Origin of the sequence: Devosia rhizoryzae (assembly GCF_016698665.1) — a bacterium.
Classification (GTDB): domain Bacteria; phylum Pseudomonadota; class Alphaproteobacteria; order Rhizobiales; family Devosiaceae; genus Devosia; species Devosia rhizoryzae.
On sequence record NZ_CP068046.1, the window covers coordinates 1,999,940 to 2,018,490 of the forward strand.

Annotated in this window: 20 protein-coding genes; 9 read left to right on the forward strand and 11 right to left on the reverse strand. The window is 63.3% G+C overall.

Going from position 1 to position 18,551, the window contains the following annotated elements; genetic code table 11:
* Positions 1-97: 97 nt before the first annotated feature.
* The 4 genes from JI748_RS09970 to JI748_RS09985 form a co-directional block, all read right to left on the reverse strand.
* Complete coding sequence (locus JI748_RS09970; protein WP_201630033.1) at positions 98-652, reverse strand: LemA family protein; 555 nt, start codon at positions 650-652, stop codon at positions 98-100.
* Between the two features lie 196 nt (positions 653-848).
* The gene (locus JI748_RS09975; RefSeq protein WP_233280486.1) at positions 849-1,772 is read right to left on the reverse strand and encodes a glycine--tRNA ligase subunit alpha; all 924 of its coding nucleotides are present in this window, start codon (positions 1,770-1,772) and stop codon (positions 849-851) included.
* A 52-nt stretch (positions 1,773-1,824) separates the two neighbouring features.
* Positions 1,825-2,046 carry a hypothetical protein gene (locus JI748_RS09980; protein ID WP_201630035.1) on the reverse strand — a complete coding sequence of 74 codons (222 nt, stop codon included), beginning with the start codon at positions 2,044-2,046 and terminating at the stop codon, positions 1,825-1,827.
* A gap of 51 nt (positions 2,047-2,097) precedes the next feature.
* Complete coding sequence (locus JI748_RS09985) at positions 2,098-2,880, reverse strand: tRNA1(Val) (adenine(37)-N6)-methyltransferase (RefSeq protein ID WP_201630037.1); 783 nt, start codon at positions 2,878-2,880, stop codon at positions 2,098-2,100.
* Between the two features lie 145 nt (positions 2,881-3,025).
* On the opposite strand from JI748_RS09985, the gene JI748_RS09990 reads away from it, so the two are divergent.
* Positions 3,026-3,982, forward strand: a complete 957-nt coding sequence (locus tag JI748_RS09990; RefSeq protein WP_233280487.1) for a polyprenyl synthetase family protein — start codon at positions 3,026-3,028, stop codon at positions 3,980-3,982.
* Here the strand turns inward: JI748_RS09990 and JI748_RS09995 are convergent.
* From JI748_RS09995 to JI748_RS10005, 3 genes are all read right to left on the reverse strand, one after another.
* Complete coding sequence (locus tag JI748_RS09995) at positions 3,979-4,860, reverse strand: 4-(cytidine 5'-diphospho)-2-C-methyl-D-erythritol kinase (RefSeq protein WP_201630039.1); 882 nt, start codon at positions 4,858-4,860, stop codon at positions 3,979-3,981. The genes JI748_RS09990 and JI748_RS09995 overlap by 4 nt on opposite strands.
* A 6-nt stretch (positions 4,861-4,866) precedes the next feature.
* Positions 4,867-6,597 (reverse strand): tetratricopeptide repeat protein, encoded by a 1,731-nt coding sequence (locus JI748_RS10000; RefSeq protein WP_201630042.1) that lies wholly within the window; start codon positions 6,595-6,597, stop codon positions 4,867-4,869.
* Between the two features lie 95 nt (positions 6,598-6,692).
* Entirely contained in the window at positions 6,693-8,339 is a 1,647-nt protein-coding gene (locus JI748_RS10005) for an electron transfer flavoprotein-ubiquinone oxidoreductase (protein WP_201630044.1), read from the reverse strand.
* A 68-nt stretch (positions 8,340-8,407) separates the two neighbouring features.
* Between JI748_RS10005 and JI748_RS10010 the strand changes: the two genes are divergently transcribed.
* From JI748_RS10010 to moaB, 5 genes are all read left to right on the forward strand, one after another.
* A complete protein-coding gene (locus JI748_RS10010) occupies positions 8,408-9,208 on the forward strand; it encodes a uracil-DNA glycosylase (protein WP_201630046.1) in 801 nt (266 codons plus the stop codon).
* 42 nt (positions 9,209-9,250) lie between these two features.
* On the forward strand, positions 9,251-9,484 hold the full coding sequence (locus JI748_RS10015) for an antitoxin MazE family protein (protein ID WP_201630047.1): 234 nt from the start codon (positions 9,251-9,253) through the stop codon (positions 9,482-9,484).
* Positions 9,481-9,807, forward strand: a complete 327-nt coding sequence (locus tag JI748_RS10020; RefSeq protein WP_201630048.1) for a type II toxin-antitoxin system PemK/MazF family toxin — start codon at positions 9,481-9,483, stop codon at positions 9,805-9,807. The genes JI748_RS10015 and JI748_RS10020 overlap by 4 nt, the downstream gene beginning before the upstream one ends.
* An 83-nt stretch (positions 9,808-9,890) precedes the next feature.
* Positions 9,891-11,216, forward strand: a complete 1,326-nt coding sequence (locus JI748_RS10025) for an MFS transporter (RefSeq protein ID WP_201630050.1) — start codon at positions 9,891-9,893, stop codon at positions 11,214-11,216.
* Positions 11,194-11,730, forward strand: coding sequence for a molybdenum cofactor biosynthesis protein B (gene moaB, locus JI748_RS10030; RefSeq protein ID WP_201630052.1), 537 nt, complete (start codon positions 11,194-11,196; stop codon positions 11,728-11,730). Before JI748_RS10025 ends, moaB begins: the two co-directional genes overlap by 23 nt.
* On the opposite strand, the gene JI748_RS10035 is transcribed toward moaB, so the two are convergent.
* Together JI748_RS10035 and JI748_RS10040 are read right to left on the reverse strand one after the other, a co-directional pair.
* Positions 11,717-12,889: a GGDEF domain-containing protein gene (locus JI748_RS10035; RefSeq protein WP_201630055.1), complete on the reverse strand. Its 1,173-nt coding sequence runs from the start codon at positions 12,887-12,889 to the stop codon at positions 11,717-11,719. The two genes, moaB and JI748_RS10035, sit on opposite strands and share 14 nt — an antisense overlap.
* 131 nt (positions 12,890-13,020) lie before the next feature.
* The gene (locus tag JI748_RS10040) at positions 13,021-14,493 is read right to left on the reverse strand and encodes an MDR family MFS transporter (RefSeq protein WP_233280488.1); all 1,473 of its coding nucleotides are present in this window, start codon (positions 14,491-14,493) and stop codon (positions 13,021-13,023) included.
* A 347-nt stretch (positions 14,494-14,840) separates the two neighbouring features.
* On the opposite strand from JI748_RS10040, the gene JI748_RS10045 reads away from it, so the two are divergent.
* Positions 14,841-15,989, forward strand: coding sequence for a PA0069 family radical SAM protein (locus JI748_RS10045; RefSeq protein WP_201630061.1), 1,149 nt, complete (start codon positions 14,841-14,843; stop codon positions 15,987-15,989).
* A gap of 130 nt (positions 15,990-16,119) precedes the next feature.
* On the opposite strand, the gene JI748_RS10050 is transcribed toward JI748_RS10045, so the two are convergent.
* Both JI748_RS10050 and JI748_RS10055 read right to left on the reverse strand, forming a co-directional pair.
* Entirely contained in the window at positions 16,120-16,794 is a 675-nt protein-coding gene (locus JI748_RS10050; RefSeq protein ID WP_201630063.1) for an HAD family hydrolase, read from the reverse strand.
* A gap of 18 nt (positions 16,795-16,812) precedes the next feature.
* Entirely contained in the window at positions 16,813-17,394 is a 582-nt protein-coding gene (locus JI748_RS10055; RefSeq protein ID WP_201630064.1) for a hypothetical protein, read from the reverse strand.
* Positions 17,395-17,470: 76 nt separating this feature from the next.
* Here JI748_RS10055 and JI748_RS10060 point away from each other — a divergent pair, with 76 nt between their 5' ends.
* Positions 17,471-17,827, forward strand: a complete 357-nt coding sequence (locus JI748_RS10060) for a DUF4180 domain-containing protein (RefSeq protein ID WP_201630065.1) — start codon at positions 17,471-17,473, stop codon at positions 17,825-17,827.
* On the forward strand, positions 17,824-18,498 hold the full coding sequence (locus tag JI748_RS10065; RefSeq protein ID WP_201630066.1) for a ribonuclease HII: 675 nt from the start codon (positions 17,824-17,826) through the stop codon (positions 18,496-18,498). Before JI748_RS10060 ends, JI748_RS10065 begins: the two co-directional genes overlap by 4 nt.
* The last annotated feature ends 53 nt before the right edge of the window (positions 18,499-18,551 follow it).

Here is an 18,551-nt window from a genome sequence, read left to right on the forward strand (position 1 = left end):
GATGTCATCCCTGCGAAGGCGGGGATCCATCCTGAAATCTCAAGATGGGCCCCGGCTCGAGGCCGGGGTGACAGCCGGTGGGTGTGGCCATACAGGTCTAAAACTTCACCGATGGCACGGCGCGCTCGGCTTCGTTTTCGAGCTCGAAATATTCCGCCTGCCGGAAGCCAAAACTGTTGGCGATGATGTTGGACGGAACGCTCTCGACCTGGATGTTGAGGTTGCGCACGGCGCCATTGTAGTAGCGGCGCGAGAGCTGGATTTCGTCCTCGACACCTTGGAGCGCCGTCTGGAATTCCAGGAAGGTCGTATTTGCCTTGAGGTCCGGATAGGCCTCTGCCACGGCGATGAGACGGCCCAGCGCCGTCGACAGCTCGCCTTCCGCCTTGGCGCGGGTTTCCGGGCTTGCCGATTGCGCGCTGGTCGCCTTGGCGCGGGCGCTCACCACGGCGTCGAGCGTTTCGCGCTCATGGGCCATATAGCCCTTCACCGTTTCCATGAGGTTGGGAATAAGGTCGGTGCGGCGCTTGAGCTGGACATCGATGCCCGACCAGCCTTCCTTGACCATCTGCCGATTGGACACGAGGCTGTTGTAGATGACGATCGCGTAGCCGATGAGGCCGACCACGATCGCTAAGATGACCCATTCCATAGACGCTAGACTCCCCCAAGCAACGGACGGGACACTGGCAGTTTGGGCTTATGGATGCAACGCCCCTGAGACCTCATCCTGAGCTTGTCGAAGCCTCATCCTGAGCTTGTCGAAGGACGAGGTCGGGCACACGCAGGTCGGTGGCTGCGCCCTCGTGGTTCGGCAGGCTCACCATGAGGTCTCGGAGAGGTAGGCGCTATTCCGCGCCGCCGCCGGCGGTCTGCAGCCAGGCCTCGCCGCAGGCCTTGGCCAGCTCGCGAATGCGCAGGATATAGCTCTGCCGCTCGGTTACGGAAATGACGCCTCGCGCGTCCAGCATGTTGAAATTGTGCGAGGCCTTGACGACCTGCTCATAGGCCGGAATGGCCATGGTCTGCCGGTTGGCTTCGGCACCCTTGGCAAGGATGGCGCGGCATTCGCGCTCGGCATCCTCGAAGTGGCGGAACAGGATCTCGGTGTCCGAGGCTTCGAAATTGTACTTGGACTGCTCCTGCTCGTTCTGCAGGAACACGTCGCCATAGGTGACCTTATCGGCGCCGGTGCGCCCGTTGAAGTTGAGGTCGTAGACGTTTTCGACGCCCTGCACATACATGGCGAGGCGCTCGAGCCCATAGGTGATTTCACCGGGCACCGGCGAGCATTCAAAGCCCGCGACCTGCTGGAAATAGGTGAACTGGGAAACTTCCATGCCGTCGCACCAGCATTCCCAGCCGAGCCCCCAGGCACCGAGCGTGGGGCTTTCCCAATCGTCCTCGACGAAGCGGACGTCATGAACCGACTGGTCGAGCCCGATCGCAGCCAGCGAGTCGAGATAGAGCTGCTGAATGTTGTCCGGCGATGGCTTCAGGATCACCTGGAACTGGTAATAGTGCTGCAGCCGGTTGGGGTTCTCGCCATAGCGGCCGTCCTTGGGCCGGCGCGAAGGCTGCACATAGGCGGCTTTCCAGGGCTTTGGCCCCAGGGCGCGTAGCGTCGTTGCCGTGTGGAATGTACCGGCGCCCATCTGCATGTCATAGGGCTGGAGAATGACGCAGCCCTGCTCGGCCCAAAAATTCTGCAGGGTCAGAATCAGGCCCTGGAACGAGTTCCGTGGGTCCATATGGGCGGGGCGGTCGGTCATCACAAAGTCCCTTGATTGCGGGACAATGCTCTAGTTTGACGCCCCCGAGCGGTCAATGCCGCTTGTCGTCGTTGGGGCGATAGGTGCCATCGTCGTCGCGCTTGAGGTCAATGACATCGGGCCGCTGCCGCTCGGCTAGGTCGCGCTCGCGCCGCAGGCGCTTGGCTTCCGCCGCATCGGCGTTAAACTTGCCCGACCAATCCATCCAGATGCGCCGCACGCCGAGATAGATGACGACGGCGATGAAGACGAAGAGCAGGATGCGCAGCAGCATAGCGGTCCGATCTTGAAACGTGCACCCTGATGTAAGCGGAGCCTGCCGCGATTACCAGTCGAGCGCGGCCTCGCCACGAAAGATCGCGTCAAAATGCGGCACGAATCCATTGCCCTCCGGGCCATGGAGGGCGCGGCTCGCCAAAAGCGTCAGCGGCGCTCGCGAGCCCTTGCTGCCGCGCAGCAGGATGCGGGTCGCCGGAGCGTCCGGCCGGGGAGAAAGGGGCAAGACCGTCAGACCTCCGAAGCGGCCATCGAGGGCTCCAAGCAGAGCGCTCAGCACTTCCGCCGGATAGATGAAGATCGCCGTTCCTCCGGCTCGGGCACTGGCCGCGGCGCAGCGGCCCCACAGATCGAGCGCATCGGGCTCCATATGCCTCGCATCGGCGCGAGTCAGATCGGGGGCCAGCGTCCCCTGCCCCGCAGCAAAGAATGGCGGATTGGCGATCACGGCGTCATAGCCGTTGTCGGCCCACCCCGCCGCCCGCCGCGCATCTGCCATCGTCAGATCCGCCTCGATCACCTTGGCACGTGCTTCCAGCCCATTCCCCGCAACATTGTCCCGCGCCAGCGCCGCTGTCGCCGCATCGCGCTCCAGAAGATCGGCCCGTTCCGCTCGCCCCAGGCTCAGCGCAACGAGGCCCGCGGTCCCCACCCCAGCCCCCAGATCCAGCAGCCTGCCCGTTCCGACCGGCACTGCGGCGCCCAGCAAGACGCTGTCGAGCCCGGCGCGAAAGCCGTTGCGCGGCTGCGACAGAGTGAGCCGTCCGCCCAAAAAGGCGTCGCGCGTCACCGTTTGGTGTTTTACAAAATCTGTTGTCTGGTCTAGGGACATCGCATGCTTTAGGCGGGGTTTGGCGGGACCATATACGGGTCCGCCCGTTTGCCACCAGTGCCCGCATGGCAACAAGGACCTTTAGGCGGTGTCAGTTCTGCCCCAAATCAATCCAACGCCAGCAATGAACCCGGTGGAGCGCCTGATGGCCGCAACCGCCGCGGACATGACGCGCGTCAACGAACTGATCCTTGCGCGCGCCCATAGCCATGTCGACATGGTGCCCGAGCTTGCGCGCTACCTCATCGACAGCGGCGGCAAGCGCCTGCGCCCGATGCTGACCGTCGCCGCCGCCATCCTCTTCGGCCGTGGCACGGGCAATGCCGTCAATTTCGCGGCGGCCGTCGAATTCATGCACAATGCCACGCTGCTGCACGACGATGTCGTCGACGAAAGCGACATGCGCCGCGGCAAGCCCGCGGCCCGCATGGTCTGGGGCAACAAGGCCTCGATCCTTGTCGGCGATTTTCTTCTCGGCCAGGCCTTCATGATGATGGTCGAGACCGGCGACATCCGGTCCCTGGGCGTCCTCTCCGCCGCCTCGGCCGTCATGGCCGAGGGCGAAGTGTTCCAGCTCGCCAAGACCGGCGACCTCCAGACCTCGTCGGAGGATTATGCCGAGGTCATCCGCGCCAAGACCGCCGTTCTCTTCGAAGCCGCCTGTGAAGTGGGCGCCATCTCCGGCGGTGCCGACGAAGCCGGCTGCAAGGCGCTGGCGCTTTATGGGCTCGAACTCGGCAATGCCTTCCAGCTGGTCGATGACGCGCTCGACTATGGCGGGCAGTCCGGCACGCTGGGCAAGAATGTCGGCGATGACCTGCGCGAAGGCAAGATGACGCTGCCGGTGATCCTGGCGCTGCAATCGGCCAGCGACAGCGAGCGTGCCATCATCGCCAATGCCCTGGGCAATGCCGAGGCCAGCGATCTTGAAGTGCACCAGGTGGTTGCGATCTTCACGCGTTACGACACCCTCAAGCGCACCTTCAGCAGGGCTCAGGAGCATGCCGCCGCAGCGGTAGCCGCGCTCGACGGTCTTCCCGAGAGCGAAATGAAGTCGATCCTCATCGACGTCGTCGAGCACAGCGTCAGCCGCGCCAGCTAAGCCCTAGCGCCAAGGAGCGGCGCGGCGGCGACCCAATAGTCAGGATGAAGCTTGCGGATTTCGTTCGCCGCCTCATGCGCCGGGCCCTCGGCGCCGAAAAGCCCGAAGACCGTGGCCCCCGATCCCGACATGCGCGCCAGCATGCAGCCAGAGGTCTCCGACAGTTCCTCGATCAAAACGCCAATTTCCGGTACGAGCTTGACCGCTGGCGGCTGCAGATCATTGCGGGTTTCCCCGAGCCACAGACCCAGCTGCGCTGGCCGCGTCATGGGCGATGGCAGTGCCGGCAGCGGATAGTTGTCGTGTGCCCTGAGGCGACGAAACACATCGGGCGTCGAAACCGCGATCATCGGATTGATCAGCGTGATGTAGAGAGTGGGAAATTCCGGCAAAGGCGACAAGATCTCGCCCACCCCGCGCGCAACAAGCGGCCGGGACAGGAGGCAAGCGGGCACGTCGGCCCCCAGCTTTGCAGCCAGGTCTGATAGGTCTTGAACAGGCACCGGCTCCGCGGAAAGACTAGCCATGGTGCGGAGCGCCGCAGCAGCGTCCGCCGAACCGCCACCAATCCCGGCCGCAACCGGCAGGTTCTTGGTCAGGTGCATGCGCAAGCCACCCGGCGCCAGGTCGGGCCAGCGCTCGCGGAACGCCGCTGTCGCGCGCAACACCAGATTGTTCGGTCCCGTGCCCAGCGCCCGCCCGAACGGCCCGGAGATCGTGAGGCTGTCGGTCTCCGCCTCTTCCGCGCTCAGCTCATCCCCAAGATTGGCAAAGACGATCAGGCTCTCGAGGTCGTGATAGCCGTCCTCCCGCCGCCGCGTTACATGCAGCGCCAGGTTCACCTTGGCCGGTGCCGACTCCAGAACAGAAGCGGGCATCAAAGCCTATTCGGTTTCAGTCTGCGGCGTCAGACCATCGGCCAGCTTTGGTGCCGCACGAGCCGCGACCTTGCCTTCCTTGTCCACGGAGGTGGCAATGTTCCACTGGAAGCGAGCCTCGCGCTTGCGGCCGGCCTTCCAGTAAGCGTCGCCCAGATGATCGTTGATCTCGGGATCGTTGGGCAGGATCGATACCGCGCGCTCGAGCGTCTCGACCGCTTCATCGATCCGGTCGAGCTTATAAAAGGCCCAGCCCAGCGAATCGATGATGTAGGCGTCTTCCGGCTGTGCTTCGACGGCCTTCTCGATCATGCCCAGGGCCTGGTCCAGATGCATGTCCTGGTCGATCCAGCTATAGCCCAGATAGTTCAGCACCGCAGGTTGATCCGGGTTCAGCTCCAGCGCTTTCTTGAAATCCGCCTCGGCCTTCTCCCACTGGCCACCCCGCTCGTAGGCGATGCCCCGAACATAGTGAAGCCCCCAATCGGAGGCGGCTTCGCCGCCCGAAATTCGGAGAGCGTCGCTATAGGCCTCGGCTGCTTCAAGCCAGTTCTCATTGGCCGAAAGCATATCGCCCAGCGAAGACACCGCCTGCAGGTCGTCGGGGTTAAGGGCCACGATATTGCGCAGACGCCGAATGCCTTCTTCGCGATTGTCGCCGGCGTCGAGGTTTTGCGCGATGCGAATGACCGCTGTCGGCTTCATCGGAGAGGTCGCGGGGATCGCATCGTAAAGCGCATTAGCGCTTTCATGCTGACCGGCAAGGTCCAGCAATTCGCCCACCGACATCGGGATCACGTCGGCTTGCGGGTCGAGATACATGGCAAGGCGAAGGAAGACCAGCGCCAGGTCGGCACTGCCGTCGCGGGAGAGGGCAATGCCAACCCCATGGAACATTTCGGCTGCACCGACCTGAACACTGGCAGCAAACGCTTCCGGCCGCTTGCCCGCTTCGAGCGTCTCACGCAGTGCCGTCGTAGTCGGGTGCTTGATGCCCTGCGCTTCGAATTCGTCGATGACGTTGAGCGCCGCATCCTGCTGACCATCTGCGGCCAGCATCTTGGCATAGGCTTCGACGATGCGGGGCACATAGGGCTCGGCTTCAAAGGCACGTTCGGCATAGCGAAGCGCCCCTTTGGTATCGCCTGAAACCTGCGCCATCAGGGCACGGTGGAAGACCAGAAAATCTTCAAGGCCTTCGGCGCCCAGCTTGGCGATCAGCGCATCGGCTTCTTCGCCGCGCCCGTCACCCACGAGTGCCCAGCCGCGCAGAATGCCCGCCGTGATGCCGGCAAAGCTGTCCTGGCCCACATCGGCGAGTTGCCGTTCGACGGCACCATAGCGGCGCTGCTTGAGCGCTTCGGTGGCGACCACCAATTGCGCCAGTTCGGACACTGGCTGCAACTCGATCAGATGCTTGGCCGTGTTGGCCGCTTCGGCAACGCGCCCGTCAGCTGCGAGTGCCACGAAGGCGCGGTCCAGCAAGATCGGATTGTCCCAATCGGCCTGTGCTGCTGCATTGAAAGTGCGCGCCGCTTCATCGGTGCGCAGATCCTTCATGGCCTGCTGCCCGGCCAAAAAGCCGCCGGACACGCTGGGACGGAACATGCGCAAGAGGTCCTGCGCCGCAGTATTGATGTCGAAAATGCTGGTCTGGGCCGCAACAGGCGAGACCATCAGCGCCAGGAAACCGGCCGCTGCGACGCGCAGGGCACGACGGGAAAAGTTGAGATTCACGAGGCTTGGGTCTCCCTATGCCGTTGCCGGCAGCTTTCGGGGCAAAGATTGGCGGTTTTGGGACCGCGCCGCAAGGCTGGTCGCCAAATCGGCGGTCACATTCCGATGTAGTTGGGTCCGCTGCCGCCTTCGGGTGGCACCCAGGTGATGTTCTGGGCCGGATCCTTGATGTCGCAAGTCTTGCAATGAACGCAGTTGGCGGCATGGATGCGGAACACGGGCGCTCCACCCTCTTCCGCTACCTCATAGACCCCCGCAGGGCAGTAAAGCGGCGCCGGCTCGCCATAGCGCGGCAGGTTCTCGCGGATGGGGATGGCCGGATCGGCAAGCTTGAGATGCACCGGCTGGTCTTCGTCATGCGCCAGATTGGCGAGATAGACCGAAGCCCCGCGGTTAAAGGTCAGCTTGCCATCCGGCTTGGCATAGTTGCGCGGCGTGACATCCGCGATCGGCTTGAGCTTGGCATAGTCTTCGCCGCCATGCGATCGCAGATTAAGCGGCGAGAAGTTGAAGATTGCCCGCCACCAGAGCTCGGCGCCGATGGCCAGCGACCCCGCCATCGTGCCCAGCCGGGACCAAAGCGGCTTGGCATTGGCCACCTCCCGCAGCTCCTGGGCAATGCCGGTGCGCATGATCGACGGCCCGAAATCGGCAATGAGGTCGTGCTGACGGCCCTCGGCCAGCGCATCACCCACTGCATCGGCAGCGCCGATGCCGGAGAGGATCGCGTTGTGAATGGCCTTAAGCCGCGGCGCATTCATGAAGCCTGCGGCGCAACCGATCAGCCCACCGCCCGGAAAGGCCAGCGTCGGCACCGACTGCCAGCCACCGGCGGTCAGCGCCCGTGCGCCATAGCTGATGCAGGTGCCACCCTCCAGCAGCTTGGCCACCGACGGATGCGTCTTGAAGCGCTGGAATTCGTCGAAGGGCGAAAGCGTCGGATCGCGGTAATCGAGATAGGTGACGAGCCCGACATAGAGCTTGCGCTCCTCGGCATGATAAACGAAGCCGCCGCCCGCCGTGTCGTTGCCCAGCGGAAACCCAAGATAGTGGTCGACTTGGCCCGGATGGTGCCGATCTGCCGGCACTTCCCAGATTTCCTTGATGCCGAGCCCATATTTTTGCGGTTCGCGATCAAGGCTGAAGTCGCTCTTGATACGCTTTGCCAACGATCCCCGCGCGCCCTCGGCGATCAGCGTATACTTGGCCTCGAGCGCAATCCCCTCGGCAAAGCTCGACTTGGGATTGCCATCATGGTCGCGACCGAGGTCGCCGGTGATAATGCCGCGCACCGGTCCGTCGCCGGTCCTGAGCACATCCACCGCTGCCGTCATCGGGAAGACGTCGATGCCCAGCTCCATCGCCTGTTCGCCCAGCCACTGCACCAGCCGGCCAAGGCTGACGATAACGCCATTGGGCGTTTTCATCTGCGGCGGCACCAGGGCGTGAGGCAGCGCGAAGTCGCCCGTGGCCGTTAGGAAATGATACGTGTCCTTGGTGACATCCGGCCCCACCGGCGCGCCCTTCAGCCGCCAGTCCGGGATCAGCGCATCGAGCCCCACGGGGTCCATGACGGCGCCGCTCAAAATATGCCCGCCAATCTCGGCCGACTTTTCCACCACCGTCACCGCAAGTTCGGGATGGCGCTGTTTCAGCCGAATTGCCGCAGCCAGGCCCGATGGGCCGGCGCCGACGATCAGGACATCCGTATTCAGCGTTTCGCGAGTGCCGGCTTCTGCCATTGAACAAGTCTCTTCGAGGGCCAGGGCGCGACTGGTCGCACCGAACGCGGTGTGACATAAGGAGCCCGATGTCTCAAGATCGACCGCCGCTCAACAACGCCGAATTGCTTTCGGTGCTCGATTGGTATCGGGCCGCCGGGGTCGACATGGCCGTGGGCGAGGACCCGGTCGACCGCTTCGCCCAACGCGCCCCCGCCGCAACGCCGCAGGCAAAAGCTGTGCCCGCTGCTGCCGCGCCGCAACCCGCCGGCCCCGTCGGGGGCGACCCGACCCAAGCGCGACAGCTCGCCGCTTCGGCGCAATCGCTCGATCAGTTGCGCACCATCCTCGACGCCTATGACGGCTGCGGCCTCAAATTCCGCGCCACCCAGCTGGTCTTCGCCGACGGCAATCCGGACGCCGAGATCATGCTGATTGGCGAAGCGCCGGGCGCCGAAGAAGACCTCCAGGGCAAGCCCTTTGTCGGCCGCGCCGGCCAACTGCTCGATCGCATGCTTGGCGCCATTGGCCTCAACCGCACCAAGGTCTTTATCGTCAACACCGTCCCCTGGCGCCCCCCCGGCAATCGCGCCCCGACGCCTGAAGAAATCGAACTCTGCCTGCCCTTCCTCCAGCGTCAGGTTGAACTGGTCGCGCCCAAGCTTGTGCTGACGCTTGGCGGTCCGGCCATGCAGACCGTGTTCAAGAGCAAGAACGGTATCATCAAGATGCGCGGCAAGTGGGAAATGCTCTCCATTGGGAGCCATAAGGTCGACACTTTGCCGACACTCCACCCCGCCTATCTGCTCCGCAACCCACCCGCCAAGCAGCAAGCCTGGCGCGATCTTCTGGCGCTTAAGACAAAAATGGTGGAGCTAGGGCTGGCTTGAACGCAGCGCACTGCGGGACTAGATTGAGGCTTGGAGAAAGCCATGTCCCAAGTCGCCAAGCGCTACACCAAGGCCGAAGAGGCCGCTATGAGAGCCGCAGGCCTGCGTCCGGTTACCATCTGGGTGCCTGATGTCACCCGCCCCGGCTTTGCGGAAGAATCCGCGCGACAGTCCCGCTTAGCTGCCGAGGCTGACCGGCAAGATCCCACAATAGACAGCTTCCTTGAGGCTGCATGGCGCGAAATGGATGAGGAAATCAGCAGGTCTGAGACTTGAGGCGTGGCGACCTTGTTGTTGTGGTACTGTCCGGTAATCTCGGCAAACCACGTCCAGCCCTCGTGATTCAATCTGATCTTTATGCCGAAACGGCCGGCGTAATGGTTGTTCCTTTCACATCGCATATTGATGCCGAAATTGCATTCAGGATCATCATTGAACCCAGCGCTTCCAATGGTCTTCGCGAGAGGTCCCAACTCATGGTGGACAAGGTGACTACTCTGCCCAGGGACAAGGTCGGTAAGATAATCGGCATCCTCGACAACGCTGCTATCCAGCAAACAAGCGCGCAACTGTCCTTGTTGCTTGGTCTGGTGAGTTAGGCGCTTCCCTTCCGGAACAGCCTTGCTATCGTCACGTTCAGGTGATTTGAGGCCACAACCCTCCAACGAAGGCCGATAGCGTCATGGCTTCCGTCATCAAAATCTATGCCCTCTTCCTTGGCTCCGCGCTTCTAATGTTCGGCGGCGGCCTGCAGGGTCTGTTGCTCTCCGTGCGCGGTGCCGAAGAAAACTTTTCCCTGCTGGCGCTGGGCCTTATCGGCACCGGCTGGTCCGTCGGCTTCGTCGCCGGGTCGCTGCTGGTGCCGCAGATCGTGCGCAATGTCGGCCATATCCGCGCCTTTTCGGTGATGGCGGCGATCGGCACGATCACGATCCTCCTCAACCTCCTGTGGATCAACGATATCGGCTGGATTCTTCTCCGCGCGCTGTCCGGCTTCTGCTTTGCGGGTGCGGCGATGATCGTTGAAAGCTGGCTCAACGAGGTCGCCGATAACAAGAGCCGCGGCACGATCTTTTCAGTCTATGTCACCATCAACATGGCCGCTTCGACGCTAGGGCAGATCGCCATGTCGATCACCGGTACCGCCGGCTACATTCCCTTCGTCATCGGCGCCATCAGCTTCATCTGCGCCGTGCTGCCGACCGCTCTTACCTCGAGCCCGCAGCCGAAGCCCCTAAGCAATGCCCGCATCGACGTGCGGCTGCTTTACAAAACCTCGCCCGTCGCCGCCATCGCCGCCTTCTCGGTCGGCATGGCCAATGGCGCCTTCGGCACGCTGGCACCGGTCTATGGCTATGAACGGGGGCTCGACGCCAGCGGCATCGCCCTTCTTTTTGCCGTCGCCGCAATCCTCGGCGCCATCGCGCAGGTGCCCTTTGGGCGCCTCTCCGACCGTATCGATCGTCGTCTCGTCCTGATCGGATTGTCGAGCTTTGCAGCGCTTGCCGGCGCGCTCACCGTCATCATCAATCCCGAGGCGGGCTGGGGCATGTATCTGCTTTTTGCCGCCTACGGCTTTGCCGCCAACCCGATCTATGCCGTCGCTGTCGCTCATGCCAACGACTTCGCCAAGGACGGCGATTTCGCCAAGATCGCCGGCGGCATGCTCCTTATCTTGGGCATCGGCTTGGCAATCGGCCCTGCCGTGGCCTCGATGTTCATGGGCGCCTGGAGCCCGGTTGGCCTCTTCGTGGTGACAGCCGTGTTCCATGCGGCCCTGGCCCTGGCAGCATACCTCCGCATGCGCGTCCGCCGCAGCGTCGATGCGGCCGATCGCGCGCCGTTCCAGCCGATGAGCGATCGCAATGCGACGCCGGAAAGTTTTGTGCTGGACCCGCGCACCGATAATGATACGGACGTTTCTCCCATGCATCGCGAAGCCGCGGTGCCCGAAGAGCTGATCGAAACAATGGAGCCCGGAAGCGATGTTCAAGACGGCAAAGTTTGAGGATCGCGCCTTCAAGCCCCTCCGGATCGCCGTCATTGCCGTTTCCGATACGCGCACGCTCGAGACCGATACCGGGGGCGCACTGCTGAAGTCGCTGCTCGAGGCGGATGGCCACGAATGCTTCGGGCGGCAAGTGGTGCGCGACGACATTCAGCTGATCCGAGCCGCCGTCCAGGCCCTTGTGGCCAACCCTGATGTGGACGTGATCCTCACCACGGGCGGCACGGGCTTTACCGGTCGCGACATCACGCCCGAAGCCATCGAGCCGCTGTTCGACAAGCGCATGGAAGGCTTTTCCGTGCTGTTCCACCAGTATTCGGCGACCACCGTCGGCACATCGTCGCTGCAATCGCGCGCCACGGCAGGCCTGATCGGCGAGACCTTCGTCTTTTGCCTGCCCGGCTCACGCGGCGCCTGCCGCGATGCCTGGGAAGGCATCCTGAGCCACCAACTCGATTACCGTCACGCGCCCTGCAATTTCGTCGAGATCATCCCGCGGCTCAGCGAGCGCTAGTCGCGGGGACGACCCGCAGGCTAGCAACATAGCTTTCACCTGCGTCGATCATCACGCGGTTGCGGCCATTCGCCTTGGCAGAGTAGAGCGCCCGGTCCGCACGGGCCAAGGCATCGTGCAACGACGCGTCCTCCGGGTTCACCCCGGCGAGGCCAATGCAGAGCGTTATCTGCCGGTCGACGCCTGCGGGACGCCAGTCGCGTGCAGAAAAATCCGCGCGGATCGATTGTGCCAGGGCGCCGCTGCTCGCCAGCGGAACATCGCGCAGCAAAACCACGAACTCTTCGCCGCCGAAGCGCGCGACCAGCGAACCGGCTGGCATGCGCGAAACCAGGAGATCGGCCAAGCCGCTGAGCACCGCGTCGCCCGCGGCGTGACCAAAGCTGTCATTGACCGTCTTGAAGTGGTCGATGTCGCAGGTCATCACCACGCCGCGCTGCCGGTCGGCTGGCGAAAGCAAGGCGGCCGCCACGTCGAAGCCGCGACGGTTTAAAAGACCGGTCAGCGGGTCGCGTTCAGCGGCATCACGATAGCCCGCGAGCATCCGGTCCACCACCGATGCCATGGCGGCCAGTGCAAAGCTGACGCTCAACACGCCAACGCTTGCCTGCATATAGAAGGTGTAGGTCGAGCCAGCGAAATCGGCCAGCGCGGGGCTGAGACCGACAAGCACGCTGAAGATGAAAAGGCGCGCCACGATGTCCACGACGACGACCGTTGCAACCGCCACCAGCGCTCGCTCCGCCAGCGTCTGCGCCCGCCAGAAGACGAGACACACGGGCACGCCGAGCAGCACCGCGGATGCCAGATCGGCAATCGTGAGCTCCATCGGCAGGCTCTCGAAGCCTTCCACGGCAACGATGATCGCGGCATAAACCAAAAGGGCGAAGACTATGCGGACGGTGACGAGACGAGGCGCCCTGAAGTGGGTCAGGAGCGCTTCGCCGTAATAGAAGAACGACACCAGAAACACGGCATTGGCCAGAAGCGACTGCAGCTTGATCGGCAGCGGCAGGATCGGCGCTGTAAAGCCGATGGCGCCGAAGGCGAAGGCCAGACCCCAGGCGAACGCAACCCGCTGGCCGGTAGCGCCAACGATCAGGAAGGTGACGCCGAACAGCGCCATGGTCACCGGAAGCAGGAAGGCGAAGTTGTCCATGGCAGCGCGTCTCTCACGCCGACACTCGTGTTCGGCCCTAAAGCTTTAGAGAGCGCCCGTTAACAAAGCTTCGCGGCGGTTTGCCAATTTGCCCAAACAAGAACGGCGCCCCTTGAGGCGCCGTTCTGTTTTCAGTGGCCGTGGCTCATGCCGCTGGGCGCGTTTGGTGGCCGGCGCACGAAAAACGCTGCGGCCACCATCCCGAGCGAGATCACTGCGCCGCAAAGGAACCCTGCCCGGATACCGGCCGCCAATGCATCGACGCCCGACAGCCCCTCTGCCGCGCGCGCTGCCGTGGTGAGGCTCATCACTGCAACAAACAAGGCGATACCGGCAGCACCGGCCACCTGCTGCACCGAGCCAAGGATGGCACTGGCATGGGAATAAAGCGGCATTGGCACCGAGCCCATGGACGAGGTGAAGAGTGGCGTAAAAGTCAGCGCCAAGCCAAAGCTCAGCGTCATGTGACCCACGACCACCGCCCAGACCGGCGTCGTCTGGCTGACCATGGTCAGCGCCCACATCACCGACGAAACCAGGATCACGCCCGGCACCAGCAAAGGCCGCGGACCGACGCGGTCATAAAGCCGGCCAACGATTGGGCCCATGAAGCCCATCAGCAACCCACCGGGCAGCAGCAACATGCCGGTCTGAAGCGTATCGAGCCCGAGCACGCTTTGCGTATAGATCGGCAGGAGGATCGAGGAGCCGAGCAGGGCAACCATGGCGATGGCCATGGTGATCAGCGCCATCGAATAGTTGCGGTGCTGCAGCGTGCGCAGGTCGAGCAAAGCCTTGTTCTCGCCCGCCAGCCGCATTTGCCGCCAGATGAACACGGCCATCGCGACAAGGCCAACCGCGATCGGTGTCCAGGCGGGGATCGGCGAAGGATGGTTGGCGCCTTCGCCAAGGCTCGACAGACCATAGACGAGGCCACCGAAAGCCAGAGCCGACAGGATGACCGAGACCACATCGAGCGGCGAATAGCGCGGCGTCGAGACATTACGGATGCGGGTCACGCCGAGGACTAGAGCACCCAGCGCGATCGGCAGGGTGAAATAGAACATGAAGCGCCAGTCGAAGTGGCCGAGGATGAAACCGCCAATAGTGGGGCCAATCGCCGGCGCCACCGACATGACGATCGAAATATTGCCCATGGTCTTGCCGCGCCCTTCGGGCGGCACCAGGGTCATCACCGTCGTCATCAACAACGGCATCATGATCGCCGTGCCCACGGCCTGAACGACGCGGCCGACGATCAGCAGCTCAATCCCTGCAGCCAGAGCGCAGATCAGGGTTCCAGCTGAAAACACCGACATGGCCAGCATGAACATTGGGCGCGTGTTGATGCGCTGAAGCAGGAAACCCGTGATCGGGATCACCACCGCCATGGTCAAAAGGAAGGCCGTGGTCAGCCACTGTGCGGCGCCGGCGGTCACGCCGAGATCGGTCATCAGGTGCGGAATGGCGACGCTCATGATGGTTTCGTTCAAAAACACCACGAAGGTCGAGACCAGCAGGATGGCGATGACCAGCCGGTTCCGTGCTGCATTGTCGGGATGGTGAGGCGCGCTTTGCGGCAGCGCATCCATGGTCGCGTCCATAGTCATCTCGTGTCCCTTTCAAGGATCGTGTCGCCCTCACGACGGAGGAGGCCATCAGCCTTCGACATCTTTTCCAAACTTCCGTGACAAGCCTTGTCAGCAAAGCCGCACGCGCCGCGCGAGCGGACGAGTGGCGAGCGGTTGATGGGCCTGGCGGAGCGCGGTTGTCTACGCTCACGAAGTCGCGACGTCCAGTCTTGTAATGCATGAGCGCTATGCCGATATGACAGTCAGGCGAGCACGCTCACATTGTAGTGTTCTTGTTTTGTTCTCAGAAAGCTGATAGCCATATCGGTGTCGCCCGTAGATGATTCATCGTCTTGGTGCGCTAGTCTGGAGAACCGAAAATGGCCCTCTATCAGGCCCCCTCTTTCGAAGCCCTGGAACGTCTGAGCCTCAGCCGCGATGCCGACCTCGCACGGCGTGAGCTACTGCAGCCCGAGCGTATTCGTGGTCGAGGCGCACAGACCAATCGCGTCGGCCGGTTCGAGACGCATCAGCGCGACAGCTTCGATGACGGCTGGGGCACGGTCGAGCCGCTGCCCATGTTCGAGACGGTGGAACATACCGAGCGCGCCAAGACCATCATTACCTCCAATGATAGCCCAGACATTGCATTCGAGCGCTCGATCAACGCTTATCGCGGGTGCGAGCATGGTTGTTCCTATTGCTTTGCCCGCCCGACCCACGCCTATCTCGGCCACTCCGCCGGGATCGACTTCGAGCGCGACATCTATGTTAAATCCAATGCCGTCGAAGCCCTGCGCGCTGAAATTGGGGCCAAGAACTATAAGCCGAAGCCCATTGCCATGGGCACCAACACCGACCCCTACCAACCAGCCGAGCGCAAGCACAAGCTGACACGGGGCATTCTGGAAGTGATGCTCGAAACCAAGCATCCGGTCATGATCGTCACCAAGTCGGCGCTAATCATCCGCGACCTCGACCTGCTGACCGAACTGGCCAAGCAGGGTCTCGTCAAGGTCGCGATTTCAGTCACCTCCATGGACCACAAGCTTTCCCGCAAGATGGAGCCGCGCGCGTCCTCCCCGGCCCGTCGCCTCGAAGCCATCCGGCTCTTGAGCGAAGCCGGCGTGCCGACCGCCATCTTTGCCTCGCCAATGATCCCGGCCATCAACGACATGGAGCTCGAACGCATCCTCGATGCCGGCAAGGCGCAAGGCGCCGTCAGCGCCTCGATGGTGCTGCTGCGCCTTCCCGGCGAAGTGCGCGACGTGTTCCGCGAATGGTTGTTGCGCCACTTCCCCGATCGCGTACGCCACGTTCTTTCGCTCGTCCGCGATACCCGCAGCGGCAAGGACTACGACGCGCGCTGGGGCACCCGCATGACCGGCGAAGGTCCCTATGCCGTCCTGCTGCGCCAGCGCTTCGAAAAGGCATGCGAACGCTACGGCCTCAACACCAAGCATCCCAGCCTGCGCACCGATCTCTTCGAAGCCCCAAGGCTGGAAAGCAAGCAGATGAGCTTGTTTTAAGGCACCCCCACCCAACCTCCCCCTTTAGGAGGGGGATGAGTTGGTTCGGCGTTCAGTCGAAGTTGCCTCCCCAAGCTCGGCGCCACTCCTCCCCCGCCTTATGGGGGAGGCCGGGTGGGGGTCTCTTCGCCTACGCAAACAGCCTCGACCGAACCAACCCCAAAACACCCGCCTCCTGGTAATCCCGCACCCCGATCACCGCCCCAGCGTCGACCAGCTGCGCCGGCGTCAATCCCGTCGCCATCCCCACCGTCGCGATTCCCGCTCCGGTCGCCGATGCAATCCCTGTCCGCGAATCCTCAAACGCCACGCTGTGCGCCGCCTCCGCTCCCAGCAGTCGCAGTCCTTCGAGATACGGCAGCGGATGCGGCTTGCCATGGGCCAGCTCATCGCCGATCACCACATGCTTGAACCGGCTTCGCACGCCGATCGCATCCAGCAACAGATCGGCATTGAGCCGCGGTGCATTGGTCACCGCAACCATCGGCACGCCGTTTTCGTCGGCCCAGTCCAGCAGGTCGAAAAGGCCGTGCACCGGTTCGATGCCGGTGGCTGCCAGTTCGCGAAAGCGCGCTTCCTTGCCCATCATCACATCGCGTCGGCGCTCCATCGTCTCCCCCGGCAGAAACCGCTCCGCGATCGCCTCATTGGCAAAGCCCTGCAATTCGCGCCCGAACCGTTCGCGATCGAATTCGTGCCCCCAGGGCGCAAAGGTGTCATTGAAGGCCCGCAGGTGAAGCGGGTCACTTTCAACCAGCGTGCCATCGATATCGAACAGCAGCGCGGCGCCGGGCTTGAGAGGCATGGATTGTCCGTCAGGTCGTCAGTACTGCGCGACCTTGCGGGCATAGGTGGACATAAAGTCAAGGGAGGCCAGCACGCCCTGCAGCGACAGCCGCACCTCGGCCGGCTTTTCCACACCGATCAGGGGCACCAGAAGCGTCACCGAGGTGCGCTCTTTCATTTTGTCGATCAGTGCCTCGGCGCGCGCTGCGTCCACCACAAAATACTGGTTGATGGTGTTGTAGCGCGTCTCGAGTTCGTCGCCGACGCCGAGCTCGATATCCGGCTGACCGCCAAATCGCAGCACCATAGGACGGCTCTCGTCATAGCCACCCTCGTCCAGCGCGACGGTGATCGCCAGATCCAGCGCACCATCAAGGCGATTCCGCATCAGCGTCAGCTTGTAGGCCGGCAGGTTGGCGCCATTGAGCTGCTGGCTGCCGGTCGAGGCAAAGCAGGAAAAGCCGTAGAAGTCGGCCGCATCTTCGTTGATGGCGTCGGGACAGGCTGCCAGCCAATCACGATTATACTCCCGCCACTCGCCATAGGGATGATGAAAAGGCTCGGCGCTGGCCGGTGTTGCAAGGGCCAGCACGAGGGCACGGCAGGGCGCAAAGCGCATGTGATCGTCTCCCGGCTTTGCCCCCCGGCTCGACTCTAGTATCAGCAGGGAAATGCATCGCAAACATGACATGGTCATGCCCACGGAAACGCACAACGGTCTCACCATCTTTTTCGCCGACGCCACTGGTCCGACTCTTGGCAGCGAACAGGATGCGCTCGACCTGATCGGCGAGACCTATGGCACCGAGACCGACATGATCGCCGTGCCCGTCGCGCGCTTCGGGCCAAGCTTTTTCGACCTTTCAAGCAAGCAGGCCGGCCACTTCTTCCAGAAGATGCAGAACTACGGCATGCGCCTCGCCATCCTCGGCGACATCGGCGAGCATACCAGCCGAAGCAAGGCCCTTACCAACTTTGTCGGCGAGACCAACCGCATCGGCCACCACCGCTTCGCCGCGACTCGCGAAGACCTGATCGGAGGCCGCCCATGAAGATCGTCGTCGCCGAGCTTGTCGCCGCCGAGCCGACAGTCCCCGACTTCAGCCACGAGAAGAAGTTGCTGAAAGCCGGCGCCCGCCTTGTGGCTGGTGTCGACGAGGCCGGTCGTGGCCCGCTGGCCGGACCCGTTGTCGTCGCTGCCGTGCGGCTTGATCCGCGTCGCATCCCCGATGGCCTCAACGATTCCAAGAAGCTCACGGCCGAACAGCGCGAAGCGCTTTACGAAGAGATCGTCGCGACGGCCGATGTCGCCATCGTCAGCGCCCCGCCCAGCGACATCCTCACCCTCAACATTCGCGGCGCCACGCTTGCCGCCATGACGCGGGCCGTACGCGCCCTGCCCCGCCCCGTGGATCGCGTCCTCGTCGATGGGCGTGACATCCCGCCTGGCCTGCCCTGCGAGGGGATTGCGCTGATCGGCGGCGACGGGCGCAGCGTCTCGATCGCTGCCGCATCGATCGTCGCCAAGGTCACGCGGGATCGCATGTGCAAGATCATGGATTGCGACGCGCCCCATTTCGGCTTTGCCGGGCACAAGGGCTACTCGACCGCGGCTCACTTGACGGCCCTCAACGCCCATGGCCCCTGCCGCCACCACCGCGAGGAATTTGCTCCGGTGGCGGCGCTGCTCGTTACGCAAACGACCATCCTGGCCGCCGGTTAACCCCGCGCTAACCCCTTGCGAACGCCCTATTAACTCCATCGCGCTATAACGAG

Coding starts and splice junctions, on each gene's coding strand:
- JI748_RS09970 (WP_201630033.1), bottom strand. CDS start 652: ATGGAATGGGTCATCTTAGCGATCGTGGTCGGCCTCATCGGCTACGCG.
- JI748_RS09975 (WP_233280486.1), bottom strand. CDS start 1,772: ATGACCGACCGCCCCGCCCATATGGACCCACGGAACTCGTTCCAGGGC.
- JI748_RS09980 (WP_201630035.1), bottom strand. CDS start 2,046: ATGCTGCTGCGCATCCTGCTCTTCGTCTTCATCGCCGTCGTCATCTAT.
- JI748_RS09985 (WP_201630037.1), bottom strand. CDS start 2,880: ATGTCCCTAGACCAGACAACAGATTTTGTAAAACACCAAACGGTGACG.
- JI748_RS09990 (WP_233280487.1), top strand. CDS start 3,026: ATGGCCGCAACCGCCGCGGACATGACGCGCGTCAACGAACTGATCCTT.
- JI748_RS09995 (WP_201630039.1), bottom strand. CDS start 4,860: ATGCCCGCTTCTGTTCTGGAGTCGGCACCGGCCAAGGTGAACCTGGCG.
- JI748_RS10005 (WP_201630044.1), bottom strand. CDS start 8,339: ATGGCAGAAGCCGGCACTCGCGAAACGCTGAATACGGATGTCCTGATC.
- JI748_RS10010 (WP_201630046.1), top strand. CDS start 8,408: ATGTCTCAAGATCGACCGCCGCTCAACAACGCCGAATTGCTTTCGGTG.
- JI748_RS10015 (WP_201630047.1), top strand. CDS start 9,251: ATGTCCCAAGTCGCCAAGCGCTACACCAAGGCCGAAGAGGCCGCTATG.
- JI748_RS10025 (WP_201630050.1), top strand. CDS start 9,891: ATGGCTTCCGTCATCAAAATCTATGCCCTCTTCCTTGGCTCCGCGCTT.
- moaB (WP_201630052.1), top strand. CDS start 11,194: ATGTTCAAGACGGCAAAGTTTGAGGATCGCGCCTTCAAGCCCCTCCGG.
- JI748_RS10035 (WP_201630055.1), bottom strand. CDS start 12,889: ATGGACAACTTCGCCTTCCTGCTTCCGGTGACCATGGCGCTGTTCGGC.
- JI748_RS10040 (WP_233280488.1), bottom strand. CDS start 14,493: ATGGACGCGACCATGGATGCGCTGCCGCAAAGCGCGCCTCACCATCCC.
- JI748_RS10045 (WP_201630061.1), top strand. CDS start 14,841: ATGGCCCTCTATCAGGCCCCCTCTTTCGAAGCCCTGGAACGTCTGAGC.
- JI748_RS10050 (WP_201630063.1), bottom strand. CDS start 16,794: ATGCCTCTCAAGCCCGGCGCCGCGCTGCTGTTCGATATCGATGGCACG.
- JI748_RS10055 (WP_201630064.1), bottom strand. CDS start 17,394: ATGCGCTTTGCGCCCTGCCGTGCCCTCGTGCTGGCCCTTGCAACACCG.
- JI748_RS10060 (WP_201630065.1), top strand. CDS start 17,471: ATGCCCACGGAAACGCACAACGGTCTCACCATCTTTTTCGCCGACGCC.
- JI748_RS10065 (WP_201630066.1), top strand. CDS start 17,824: ATGAAGATCGTCGTCGCCGAGCTTGTCGCCGCCGAGCCGACAGTCCCC.